This window comes from Bisbaumannia salifodinae (assembly GCF_055388505.1).
This window is the reverse complement of sequence record NZ_AP043781.1, coordinates 1,239,986-1,252,335: the sequence shown is the minus strand read 5'-3', so window position 1 is coordinate 1,252,335 and position 12,350 is coordinate 1,239,986. Positions and strand designations below refer to the sequence as shown.

12 protein-coding genes are annotated in these 12,350 nt (G+C 52.4%); 9 read left to right on the top strand and 3 right to left on the bottom strand.

The window, feature by feature from the left end:
• Positions 1-205: 205 nt before the first annotated feature.
• On the bottom strand, positions 206-1,435 hold the full coding sequence (locus ACZ5EF_RS05720; RefSeq protein WP_346061954.1) for a YagK/YfjJ domain-containing protein: 1,230 nt from the start codon (positions 1,433-1,435) through the stop codon (positions 206-208).
• 284 nt (positions 1,436-1,719) lie between these two features.
• On the opposite strand from ACZ5EF_RS05720, the gene ACZ5EF_RS05715 reads away from it, so the two are divergent.
• Entirely contained in the window at positions 1,720-2,526 is an 807-nt protein-coding gene (locus tag ACZ5EF_RS05715) for a hypothetical protein (RefSeq protein ID WP_346061955.1), read from the top strand.
• 5 nt (positions 2,527-2,531) lie between these two features.
• On the opposite strand, the gene ACZ5EF_RS05710 is transcribed toward ACZ5EF_RS05715, so the two are convergent.
• The gene (locus tag ACZ5EF_RS05710) at positions 2,532-2,771 is read right to left on the bottom strand and encodes a helix-turn-helix transcriptional regulator (RefSeq protein ID WP_346061956.1); all 240 of its coding nucleotides are present in this window, start codon (positions 2,769-2,771) and stop codon (positions 2,532-2,534) included.
• A gap of 570 nt (positions 2,772-3,341) precedes the next feature.
• On the opposite strand from ACZ5EF_RS05710, the gene ACZ5EF_RS05705 reads away from it, so the two are divergent.
• Both ACZ5EF_RS05705 and ACZ5EF_RS05700 read left to right on the top strand, forming a co-directional pair.
• The gene (locus ACZ5EF_RS05705) at positions 3,342-4,967 is read left to right on the top strand and encodes a YfjI family protein (protein WP_346061957.1); all 1,626 of its coding nucleotides are present in this window, start codon (positions 3,342-3,344) and stop codon (positions 4,965-4,967) included.
• Between the two features lie 551 nt (positions 4,968-5,518).
• Positions 5,519-6,487 (top strand): DUF932 domain-containing protein, encoded by a 969-nt coding sequence (locus ACZ5EF_RS05700; RefSeq protein ID WP_346061958.1) that lies wholly within the window; start codon positions 5,519-5,521, stop codon positions 6,485-6,487.
• Between the two features lie 395 nt (positions 6,488-6,882).
• Here the strand turns inward: ACZ5EF_RS05700 and ACZ5EF_RS05695 are convergent, their stop codons facing one another.
• Positions 6,883-7,236 (bottom strand): helix-turn-helix domain-containing protein, encoded by a 354-nt coding sequence (locus ACZ5EF_RS05695; RefSeq protein WP_346061959.1) that lies wholly within the window; start codon positions 7,234-7,236, stop codon positions 6,883-6,885.
• 398 nt (positions 7,237-7,634) lie between these two features.
• Here ACZ5EF_RS05695 and ACZ5EF_RS05690 point away from each other — a divergent pair, with 398 nt between their 5' ends.
• From ACZ5EF_RS05690 to radC, 6 genes are all read left to right on the top strand, one after another.
• On the top strand, positions 7,635-8,345 hold the full coding sequence (locus ACZ5EF_RS05690) for a hypothetical protein (protein WP_346061960.1): 711 nt from the start codon (positions 7,635-7,637) through the stop codon (positions 8,343-8,345).
• Positions 8,346-8,439: 94 nt separating this feature from the next.
• Positions 8,440-9,663: a hypothetical protein gene (locus tag ACZ5EF_RS05685; RefSeq protein WP_346061961.1), complete on the top strand. Its 1,224-nt coding sequence runs from the start codon at positions 8,440-8,442 to the stop codon at positions 9,661-9,663.
• A gap of 237 nt (positions 9,664-9,900) precedes the next feature.
• Positions 9,901-10,086: a hypothetical protein gene (locus ACZ5EF_RS05680; protein WP_346061962.1), complete on the top strand. Its 186-nt coding sequence runs from the start codon at positions 9,901-9,903 to the stop codon at positions 10,084-10,086.
• 10 nt (positions 10,087-10,096) lie between these two features.
• The gene (locus ACZ5EF_RS05675) at positions 10,097-10,882 is read left to right on the top strand and encodes an ERF family protein (RefSeq protein ID WP_346061963.1); all 786 of its coding nucleotides are present in this window, start codon (positions 10,097-10,099) and stop codon (positions 10,880-10,882) included.
• 111 nt (positions 10,883-10,993) lie between these two features.
• Positions 10,994-11,605, top strand: a complete 612-nt coding sequence (locus ACZ5EF_RS05670) for a lambda exonuclease family protein (protein ID WP_346061964.1) — start codon at positions 10,994-10,996, stop codon at positions 11,603-11,605.
• 69 nt (positions 11,606-11,674) lie between these two features.
• Positions 11,675-12,172, top strand: a complete 498-nt coding sequence (radC, locus tag ACZ5EF_RS05665; RefSeq protein ID WP_346061965.1) for a RadC family protein — start codon at positions 11,675-11,677, stop codon at positions 12,170-12,172.
• Positions 12,173-12,350 lie beyond the last annotated feature (178 nt).

Genomic DNA, 12,350 nt, shown 5'->3' with positions numbered 1-12,350 from the left:
ACTGAGCTTGCGGTGCATTGGTCTGCACCTGCTTGGTGGGCATGGTCCAGTAGCGGTCGGGCACCTCCTCCTCGACGCGCCGCCTTGCGGGTGGCCACACCCAGGGCTCCTCCCCTAGCTGATGCTACATCATTACAATCACAGGGACGGGGTATGCTGATGACGCTCGCAGCACACGGACCCTTCCCTCACAGCGAGCCTTGTCTCACCCTCGGGCGAGATAACGTCGGGGACGACCCCGCTTACCGCCTAACTTGGGCTTGGTACAAGACAGTTGAAAGAAGGTCTTCTTCGACGGAGACAAAGCGCTCATGTAGTAGTCACTCTTGACCACATAGCCTATCACCACCTCCTTCAAAGCAGCGATTTTTTCTTTCTCGTAGTAGTTTATCTCACCAACGCCTAATCGCTTGTACCGATGTTTGATTCGATTGCAGTTAAAATACCTGCCTTCTTCCCCCACCATCTCCTGGCACCAATACTGCCCCACCATCTTGGCGTAGTTAATATCCTCTTGGTGCTCCGCTCCTTTCATGATGATGACCATGTGGAAATGAAATCCTGACAAAACGCCATACTCAACCTTACCGAAGACCTCCATCACATTGGGCACAACCAGTCCTTTCTTGAGATCTGAACTCAATGCAGCCCAGTGTTGCTTGACTTCCTCCAAATCCTTTGAGAAATCATGGGAATCAATAAACCGCCCTTTCCTATATCCCAAATCCACTCTCAACACCAACAGCCTGGAGCGATGCTCAAAGCACTTATCGATGATGGCTACTGCCTTTCTCCCTCGCTCCTTAGCTGATCTGTCAACACGTTTCGCAAATGTTTTGATAGCAGGCCTACCCACCTCTCGCCTGAGGTCATCAATGATCCGATTCATGATATTTACTGTTTGGGTTACACCTCCTTTCATTACACCATACCTGGCCATATCTCTTAACTCATCCTCCCATTTCTTCACCACCCTATGATAAACACCGACAAAAGGGTTCTGGTCCACCACTGATAGCTGATGGCATCGGGGATAACACCCTTTTTTTACTAACTTGATAAGTTCCTGGCCATGCAGTGATCTGAACATTTTCAGTCTACCCTGCTTACCCTGGATGACCTCGAAATGGCTCTCTCGGTGAGCTGCCACTCCTTTCACCAACGCCTCAGCACGACGCAAGTGCTCTACAAAGTGCTTGTCTTTACCTTGAAGCACTTCCTCCATCTCACAAGGCAGTCCTCCCTCTGAATCCTCTTCCTCGTCTTCTGTAGCAACTTCATCCAGCTCATCACCCCACTCTTGAGATTTATCTTGGCTCTCCCACCAGTGACTCATCTCACCGGCTAGTGCCACACCGCCCTCCGTTCCCCACTCAATATCCCACTCTTCACCAAAAGGGTGTTTTAGCTCACCAACTCCATACTGACATTCCATAGCCCACTTGCCTCTCACCTCTCACCTCTCACCTCTCACTATCTATGTAAACAGCCTGCCATCTCCTAGGCCCCTACCCTAAGACAATAACACTATGGTTATAACTGATACCCAATAGCATATAACCCAAAAATAAATATCCCCTGTGTATACCGACACCCCCCATGGCACCTGGAAATAACCATCCTTTTATATTAAATAGAAATTTAAAAATAGCGCACCTCTCTAGACCAAACCCAGTGTTTAGTGGCACAATACCTCCTCACATCACAGGAGCATTCGAAATGAACAGAAGCCCGCTACCTCCTACTTACACTCGCCCAGAAAAAATAGGCGGGAAGCGGAACCAGCACCTAATCCAAAATGTCATGGAACTCCCAGACCTTTATCACACCATTTCAGAGACACCTCTCAGAGAAAAAATTGAAACTGGGAAGCGCTCACTGCATGAAGCCTACTATTTTATTTCCAGGCCAGAGCATACGCTGGAAGACACGCCTGCTTTAGAAAACAAAGAAGAACAGGCAGAGGAAACATTCCAGCAGGAATATGCGGCATCTTGCGCCGCCATCAAAAACGGCCATCCAGCTTCACAGCACCAAGAGCACATAAAGTCAGCCCTCTGCAGCAACGTAATGGAAGATCTTCAAAATACATTCTCAGCCGCCTTCATCTGGTTAGTGTGTGCTGACCTCCTTGAAAAAGAAGACTTACGCGATCAGTCCTGGGCATCTCTGGTCGAGTTTTCCTCCCTCGAATACCGATTAGAATTAGCCTGCATGGCAGAGCATGCTCGACGCGAGAAAATTCGCCATCAAAAAAATGGTGCAAAGGCTAATGCCAAATATGCCAATCTCAAAAAATACTTGATTGAATTTCTGTATACAGAAGCTCCTGAAAATGGGTGGAGGGCAGTCAAAAAAGCAGCAAATGAGCTCGCAAAGCCAATACGGGATCGCCATGAGAGCAGCGAGCATCGTGCAGTATACGAGGTGTCTCTCCCCGAAGTTGAGACGCTGATCGAGAACTGGATGTACAAAGATGAAGATGCGAAACAAGCCTATAAGAAGAACAAGAAAAAAAGAGGATAATCTGTTTACTCCTCCCTTGTACGCAGCCATTCATCAACGCTATCTTCAATCCACCCTACCGACCGAGCTCCCAATTTAATTGGCCTTGGGAAGGTCGGATCATAGCGAGGTGAGTCGGGATTGAGCATCTCATAGATCGATGACCGGCTAATGCCAAGCTTCTCAATCAGATCCTTCATTCTCATCACCCTAAGTCTAGAGCTGTCCTTGGGGTGCTGTTGTGCCATGTGCAGTGTCTTTTTCATGAGGCTCTCCGTACTCAACTGGTACCAACAATTGTAAATCCCCTACTCAGACACACCAGCCCCAAAGTAGAGCTATTCAAAAAATCAACCAAACCCTCCCTCCAGGCCAGAAAGCATCAGCCATGAGAAAAAATACTTGACCTCCAATGAGAGCTCCCCCTGCTCTAAAACGTCCTGCAAATCAGCGATCCCCTCCTGTTGACACCAATCTAAGGGACACGCCGAATGACCGATTCAAGCTCAGATGACCGGCTGGGCCCAGAGTGAAGCGCCCGTCCTGGCCCAAAGGTGCCGACACACGATGCGGCTAGAAAGGCAGTCTTGCTGGAGGGCTTCTACGGGGATGGGCGCAGGGGCGTGAGGCTTCAGAAGCGGGCCCTTCAGGCTCGCAGCTCGGCACGGCCTTCTTGAAAACCGCTCATATGTAAATGGTTATCCATAGATGTCCAGAAGCATCCTAAAGCACCCTTTATTATCTAAAGACATACAACTCAAAGTTTAAAAAAACTCATTATTCACCCCCTGCTAAACCTGCTAAGTTAGCAGCATTAGCAACCATGGAGGTGCGCAATGAGCAGCAATGAACAAAACCCCTTTTATCAAAATGAGGAGATCTCAAGCCAGGAGGCTCTTGAGGTTGAGGTTCCAAGGGAGTGGCCACGCTTCCGCGAGTATTCCCTATTTGAATCCACCACAGCGGAGCTTTCCTATTCGATGGAAGTGGCTGAAGAAATGGCAAAGCTAGCCGTTCTTGGCGTAATGGCAACAGCATGCCAAGGCCTGTTTGACGTGGCATATCCGAATAGCAAAATCAAAGTCCCCATGTCGCTCATGACCTGCACTGTTGCAGGAAGCAGCGAGAGAAAAACCACACTCAAAAAGTGGACAGATCGCCCCATCACGGAATTTGAAATTGCACAGGCGGAAAAAAGAAAGCAGCAGGCCGTAGAAGCTCACCGGCTCCATCAAAACTGGCAAATAAAAATCAGAGCTCTTGAAAAGTCTCTATCTAAAGAGATGGCTAATGATGCAGATCCAGAAAAAATAACTAGCATAGAGTCACAGATTCTCGAATTACAGGCAGCAGAACCAGAAACTCATAAAAACATAAGAATAATCTATAAAAACGCAACGCCAGGCGCCTTGGCATTGAGCCTATACGAAAACTTCCCTTGTGCTTTCTTGAGCTCAAGCGAGTCTGGAAATTTGCTAAATGGGCCAACATTTCGTGACATGTACATATTTAACTCAATATACTCGGGATCTACGATTACCATTGACAGATCTAGCCAGCCGAGTTTTATATTGCATGAACCAAGGTTGAGCATTTGCTTGATGCTACAGCCTGCAGCCATGGACCGATTCCTCGAGAAAAAAGGGAGAGAAGCACATGACAATGGATTCTTGTCTCGATTTTTATTTATCAAGCCTGAGGGAATGGCTGGGAATCGCACCAACGAAAGACCTCCTATAGCTGACCATGTGGAACAGGATTTTTACTCAAGGGTAACAGAGCTTCTCTCAAAATCATTAGCGTCTTTTGAAAATGGCGAAAGTCGGCGGGTTCAGATGTTCAGCTCGACGGCAAAAGCCCTCTGGAAAACCCTATTCAACTCTATTGAATGCCAAATCAGAGAGGGAGGCATATACCACTATTCCAAGGAACACGCATCTAAGCTGATGGAAAACATTACCCGTGTCGCTGGCATCATACACGCTTTTGAGGGTTACGAGGGCGACATCAGCTCCCACACACTCGAGTACGCATACAAGTTCTGCCGAAAGTGCTCTCAGCACTATCTTCAACACCTAGCGGAGGAGCCGGAAATAGTGACACTGACGAACCTGATGGTCCAAGACATACGCAGGCTCGCAACACCGTACTACGATGGTTATCGTTTTAAAAAGTCCTTGATACAACAAAGAGGCAGTGGAAAGCTAAGGAATCTCAAATCCAGAAAGTTAGCACTTGACACGTTGGAGAAACTTGGCCATCTCAGGGTGCCAATCCACCCTAGCGGTGACTACGAGTTCAAAAACACTGTCTGGACAACCCTAGACCCTGAGCTCAAGAATGGTGAGGAGTTTACCATCGCTGAACTCCCCCTCTGGAGGGAGCAAGAGCTGGTAAATCCATTTGGCCAAGGAAAGTATCTAGAGCTTGTCAATACATCCCCGGATGCAAGGCACTATTAAAGGGAAGTGGGACTATGAGTGGAGCTTAACCGGCTCCACTCAGGCAATTTACACTGCTGACCACTTGGTCGACCAAGTTAATCTTAATCCAACAAATTATAGATCTATATAACTTCTGTGATCTGAGCCCTCCTAGGGCTTCTTCCACCGGCACAGGAGTTTTGATATGCCCCCATCCTGCCTGCGCTGCGACTCGCAGCGGGCCATCAACCTTGAGACCGCCAGCAAGTTGGGAACAGCCGCCGGAGCCCTGACTGGCTCACTCAAAGGCGCCTACGCGTCGCTCTACTCACCCGGCCGACTGCTGACCTCATCGGTTCAGCTTCCCCTCACTCGCATCGCTGCAGCGGTGATTGCGGCTGCATCTGGCGGCATCGCCGGGGCGGCTGCCGGGCACCAGATGGTGCAGCACTTCTTCCCGCCTGGTGAGGGAACACCTTGGCTGTGCCTGGGCTGTGGCCACGCCTTCCGAGTGCTGGACTGACCCCGTCATTTCGCTTTTCCAACACTGCCGGCGCTCTGCTGGCATTTTTTCGTCAAGGAGATTTCCCATGGCACATCAAGTCGAGCAAATGGCCTACATCGGCGACACCCCCTGGCACGGCTTGGGGCAGCAGCTGTCGCGTCATCAACCACTGGAGGTCTGGCGGCAGCAGGCCGGCATGGACTGGAGCATCGAGGAATCCCCGGTGCGCTTTATCGCCGATGGCGTGGGCCACCTGGGCAGCATCCACTCCTTTCCGGAGCAGAAGGTGCTCTACCGCTCCGATACCAAGGCTCCGCTGTCGGTGGTCTCCCAGCGCTACAAGGTGGTGCAGCCCGAGGAGGTGCTGGAGTTCTACCGCGATCTGACCGAGTACGCCGGTTATGAGCTCGAGACAGCCGGCGTGCTCAAGGGCGGCCGCAAGTTCTGGGCGCTGGCTCGCAGTGGCCTGGGCACGGCCCTCAAGGGCCAGGATCAGGTCAACGCTTACCTGCTGCTGGCGACGTCCTGCGATGGATCGCTGGCCACCGTGGCCACGCCGACTTCCGTCCGTGTGGTGTGCAACAACACCCTGACTATTGCTGTGGACGGCATGACGCATGGCGTGAAGGTGCCCCACAGCACGGAGTTCAACCCTCAGCGCGTCAAGCAGCAGTTGGGGATCTCGGTCTCGCAGTGGGACGATTTCATGTACCGCATGAAGACCCTGGCCGAGCGCAAGATCAGCCAGGAAGAGGGGAAGACCTACTTCCAGTCGGTGATCTGCAATGCCGAGGAACCACTGGAGGATCCCTCCAAGCTGCCCAACTACCGCGCCATGAACCGGGTTCAGAAGCTTTATCACGGGGAAGGACGTGGTGCCAAGCTATGCACGGCCAAGAACACCGCCTGGGGCCTGCTCAACGCCGTCACGGAGTACGTGGACCACGAGCGTCGTGCCCGGAACAACGACTACCGCATGGACTCCGCCTGGTTCGGCCAGGGGGCAGCGCTCAAGGATAAAGCCCTGGAGGCCGCGTTGGCCCTGGTCGCCTGATTTGGGTGGAGAGGGCCGCCCAGCGGCGGCCCTCATCCCGATCAATCTCATGCATCACGAGGCATCACTGTGGAAACATCATGCGCACTCTGTCAGTCAGCGGCGGTGCTATCCCGCGAGGACGTCGGATGCCTGGTCCGAGTAATCGGTACCCTTGGCGGCTTCCTTCGCGGCACCCAGCTAGCGGACATCGCCTTACCCAATGAGGAAAGCCCACACCGCGCCACCACACTGCTGGACTACATCACGACCCTCTCGGCCCAAGGGATCGCCGGGGCAACCGCGCACTGGCGGAATATCAAGGCGTTTGAACGGGACGTGAAGCAGCAATTCATGGGCCACGCTTATCTCTGCCTGCGCTGTGGCGCTACCTATGACACGGAGCCGGAGGGAGTTCAGGCGTCCGAGCGTCCCAGCCGTTCGCAGAGCTGATCGACCAAGGTGATCACCAACTCGCGATCCGACGGGCTCAGCCTCTCAAGATGCCCTCGGATACGCCGGGCCTGATCGTCGGGCAGCGGGCTAATGTCACGTAGCAGGTCGGCGGCCTCACAGTCGAACAGCACGGCCAGCTCAAACAGGCGAGCAATATTAGGCGTGACCAAGCCTCGCTCCATGCGGGACACAGCCTCAGTACCGATGCCCAGCCTCTCGGCCACCTGATCCTGTGTCAGGCCGCTCCGTGTCCTGTGCCTGGCGATCGCCCTGCCAATACGATCTGCTGGCTTGCTCACTGTTGCTTCAACCATGACACCCTCCAATTCAACCCACATGGTTGGGTGCCAACTCATTTGACTGAAGGACTCACAGAGGCGACTATCAACCTCTAGGGTTGTCTTCTGTCAATGCTGCACAGCCCTTCACATACGCATGGAGACTAAGAACGTGAAGCGACAGGGATGGCTCACCTTGACAGTGATCTCGGCCCCGCTATGGCAGGCGCTCAAGCAGCGACCGCCAGATGGGGCATGGAATTTCGGAATACCCCGTCAACAACGACCATGGGAATGAGCTAACTATCAGCAGGACTACCTGGGGGGAAATGATGGCCTCGATATCGTGCCAGAAGAGCGATAAAAAAGTAGTGACATCCAACCCTGTCAGGTTTATTCCGGCCTGTTTTTTTATTATTAATACTAGGTGGTAAATGAAGAAAATTGACATCCTTGGACTGTTGAGAAATAAAGATGGCGTTGGCTTTGAGAATGGCTGTAGGGTTGTCGATCGACCAAATGTCATTGATATTAAAAAGGAGTCTGTTGAGGCGGTATTAGTGGTCAGCGGCATGGCTACCGTCATATGTTCCAACAAGAGAGACAAAGAGTCAGCCGTAATCCTTAAGGGTGAAATTTGTTTCTTTGGAGATGGCGATGAATATGTCATGCCGCAGGAAGGCAGCATGCTGCTTGTGGTTGATAAGGCAATAAAGATGAAAGAGCCATCAGAAAAAACCAGGTTCAATATTTTTGGAAAAAAATCCAAGGAGAAAAAACAGAGCAATATAACTGGAGACCAAGACCATACTCTCGCAGAAGAGAAAAAAGAAAAAAGCCTTCTTATAGAGGTGATGCCAAAAGTTCGCCAGATTTGGTATCAAGCCATGGGGCCACTATCTGAGAGCATCGTGAATGATGAAGAAAAATTCAAGAGTATCGCCGAAACAGTATATTTCCTCCTGCCAAAGCCAATTCAGCTTATAGTAAAACCAGAGCTATTTGTAAAATTTTGCTATGAAAATCGCCATATATTCATCGTTGAAGCCTGCCAGTCAGAACAACAAGATGAAACCCCTCTTCTTGCTGGAGGTAACAACTCTTCGGAACCTCCTCAGCCCCAAGCTGAGGAGGAAAAAAGATAGAAGGCTTTGACCAAAAACACAGGTAAAACTGAGCCTGGACATAAGCCAGCGCATGTTCATCAACATTTATAAACTTAAAGCAGGGAGATGCACCATGAAAAAAACGAGATACATCATCAGTAGCTTACTAGCCCTTGGCCTTATCGGTGAGGTCCATGCCAATGAATGGTGGTATGTTAACACTCCAACTCGTTTGACAGCGGAAGTCCCGGACACCATCCCATGCCGATTGGTGGTAGAACAAGGCCTATTCTTGGATTGCAGGGTAGAAAGCTTACCCAGTCAGGAAACCATTCTGTACCGCACTGATCAGCGCAGCGAAATATTAACCAAGATAGAGTCAAACAATATCATAGCCACTCATCAGGGGGGCGGCATATATCAAGACTCGATAAGCAATAGTTTCGTAGGCCAGCTGCCAACTGGAGATGAATACTGGGAAGATGTAAACAGATCTCTCATTCGCATCACCAGGGATTATTACCTCCACCCTGACCCAAGCACCAACAGGGCCTATGCCTATCGATACGGTACCGGCCCTATGGCTGACAGCTTCGAACCTCCGTACATTGAGAATGACCATGATGCCTTCTACCAGACGCATCCTAGCATGCGTGCCCAAGTTGAGCCTACGGAAGTAGAACCCCATGCTCTTCCACCTGAACACAAGTTTCAAGTCTATTTGAATGGGGACGGGTATATCATCGAAACCCCTGATGGGGAACGTAGTGAGGTATCGGAGCTTAGACTTCACCACCACCTCCCATTTGTCAGACCAACTGAGCAGAACATTGTTTGCCGGGATATTTTCTGCCTAGACACCGCAGATGATTTCGTTGTTGGCTTAAACCATGAAGAATATATCCGTCGATTCAACGCGGCTGACACTGACGTCAACGGTCATTACTCAGTGAACTGCAATGGAACCAACCCCGAGTCCTGCTATGTGCATGGCATCGGCATGGTCGACATTGAAGAGATCACCGAGTTCTTGCCGATAGTAGAGGCTGGCAATGGATGCGACGGTCTCCTTTGTTACAATGAAGAGCGGGTTCAATCTTCGTTTAGATCACAGTATGTCACCGGACTAAACCCACAACATTTCTCGGCATCAAACTCCAATACCTACGATGTATGGTGTCCTCCTCGGGAGGACCTCTGCCACGTCACTATGCAAGAAGAGGTCATTCGTGTAGAGCGGGATGACCTCCATGAGCATATCCCAGTCGCTGACAACCTCCGAGATTGCGTCATGGAGTTTTGCTATGACATCAACCAAAATATTATTGGTTTAAATCCAGGGCCATACTTTCCATAAAGCCCAGGCAGGTGGGGGGCTCCCCCCCACCTTTCACTCGAGAACCTCACCTACTCCAGCCAAACTAATAAATACAGCCAATTACCAGTCAAGCCATAGGAATCCATAGTTACAAACCACACCAAGCCTTCTCATATCGGGTATTTATTACTTTATACCCTGCGTCAACCATTAGGAAGTTCAACCCCATAATGCCCGGCCCGCCAAAGCCGGGCATTTCTTTTCTTGGAGGTAGACATGCGTCCAATTTTGACATTCGAAACCTGCCGCGCCCTGACCCAACTGACCCGACAACTGCTAAGGGCTGGCGAAAACGAGGCACAAACCCATGTGCTGGCCAAAGGCCAAGTCTATCGCGTGATCGTGTCACTGGAGCCGGTCCCGGCTAACCAGCTCCAAGACATCATCAACCAATATCGGTAAGGAGAGCATCATGACAATGCCCATTCCCTCCCAGAACGGCAAGCCTAAGCACCAGGTAGCGAATCACCGACAGTCTACCGTTAACAAACTGTCGTCGACTCCAGACTCATCGCCGCAGGAAAGCACTGCGATCATCCAGGTAATCGAGCGGGCAGCCCTCAACCCCGAGGTCGATATCGACAAGATGGAGCGCCTGCTACAGATGCAAGAGCGCATCCTTGATCGCCAGGCGCTGATGGCCTATAGCACCGCCATGGCGGCCATGCAGACGGAGCTACCAAGCATCACCGAGCGTGGCCAGGGCAATAACGGTGCCTACGCGACCCTTGAGGATATCGTCGACACCATCCGGCCGATCATGAAGGAGCACGGCTTCGCGGTGAGCTTCCGTATCCAGACCCAGGAGCGTGGCATCCAGGTCACCGGCGTGCTGATGCACAAGGATGGCCACCGTGAGGAGACCAGCATGCTGCTGCCGGTCGATACCAGCGGCAGCAAGAACGCCGTGCAGGCCTTCGGCTCTTCCACCAGCTACGGCAAGCGCTACGTGCTGTGCGCGCTGCTTAACATCACTACCCGCGGCCAGGACGACAACGGCCATGCCGCCGCACCGGTCAAGCTCGTCACGCCCTTCCAGGCTGCTCAGATCAGGCAACTGATCGCCGCCTGTCCGCCCACAACCCAGGAGTGGTTCGTCGGCAAGTACGGCGAGGCCGAGTACGTACCACGCAGCGACTTCGACAAGCTGCGGGCCTCTCTGCACAAGCGCGCCGTGCCCCGTCAGCAACGTCACTGATCTATCAACAGGTCGCATCCCCCTACTTCCATAACTACCCATGACACCCGCATACACCGGAGAGGAGCTGCTCCTCGCCGCTATGCCGTTGTGTCTCGAAGGAGATTCGTCATGCAGATCCTGACACTCGACCAGGGCACGCCCGAATGGCATGCCGCCCGTCTCGGCATCGTCACCATGTCAGAGCTGAAGACGCTGCTGGTGAAGGGCAAGGGGCCGGGAGGCTTCGGAGCCGGTGCCATCAGCTACATGCACCAGTTGATCGGTGAGCGAATAACCGGCGAGCCGTCTGAGGCCTTCCAGGGCAATGCCCACACCCAACGTGGCCACAAACTGGAGCCAGTCGCTCGTGAGCTCTACCACGAGACCACCGGCCAGCTTCACCTGAAGCAGGTCGGCATCATCCTCAACCACGGTGTGGGTTACTCACCAGACGCCCTGGTGGGCAACAACGGGCTCGTCGAGATCAAGACCAAGCTACCCAAGTACCAGATCGAACTGCTTCTAGCTGACCAGTTGCCCCAAGAGCACGTTGCCCAGTGTCAGGGCGGCCTGTGGGCCAGCGAGCGCGAATGGATCGACTTCGTCAGCTACTGGCCCGGGATGCCGCTGTTCGTGAAGCGAGCCTACCGGGACGAGGTGATGATTCGCGCTATCGCCGAGCGCGTCGAGGCCTTTTACGAGGAACTCGAACGGCGAATGGCTCTGGTCATGGCGGCCTGACCCCTTCCCCTCCCCAAAGGGCTGCTCAGCCCCCTTCCAAAGTCTATCCAACGATTCGAGGAGAACATCATGCACCACGCCAAACTGGTGGCGGGGGAAGTGGCGGGTACCTATCACGTTACTGCCCCCGTGACAGAAACCGATATCCTGCAGATGGCCCGCGCCCTGGCACGGCGTCGACTGGCCAAGGGCCGCAAGATCACCCAGCCGGTGCAAGCCTTCGACTACTTGCAGACCTTGATGCAGGACTACGAGCATGAGGTCTTCGGTGCCCTGTTTCTGGACTGCCAGCACCGCATCATCCGCTTCGAGGAACTGTTTCGCGGCACCATTGATGCCGCAAGCGTCTATCCCCGGGAAGTCGTGAAGACGGCTCTGGCTCACAATGCCGCAGCTGTGATCCTGGTCCACAACCACCCTTCAGGTAATCCGGAGTCCAGCGACGCCGATAGGCGCATCACACAACGCCTCAAGGAAGCCTTGGGCCTTATGGAAATCCGAGTGATAGACCATATCGTGGTAGGGAGTGAAGGGAGCTCGTCCTTTGCGGAGAGGGGGTATCTCTAATCCAAACCATCAAATAGTGCTGGTGCTGCCCTTGTTGGGCAGCACTAGCATTGAATGCCGTTGTTTATTTTTTAATTTTCAACGGGATATTTGAAATCGCTTTTCTGCTATCGGTCAAAAGCAGATATAGCAGAAGAATCAATTTGTCAATTGGTAGGAATTATGTCCGACGCGGTCA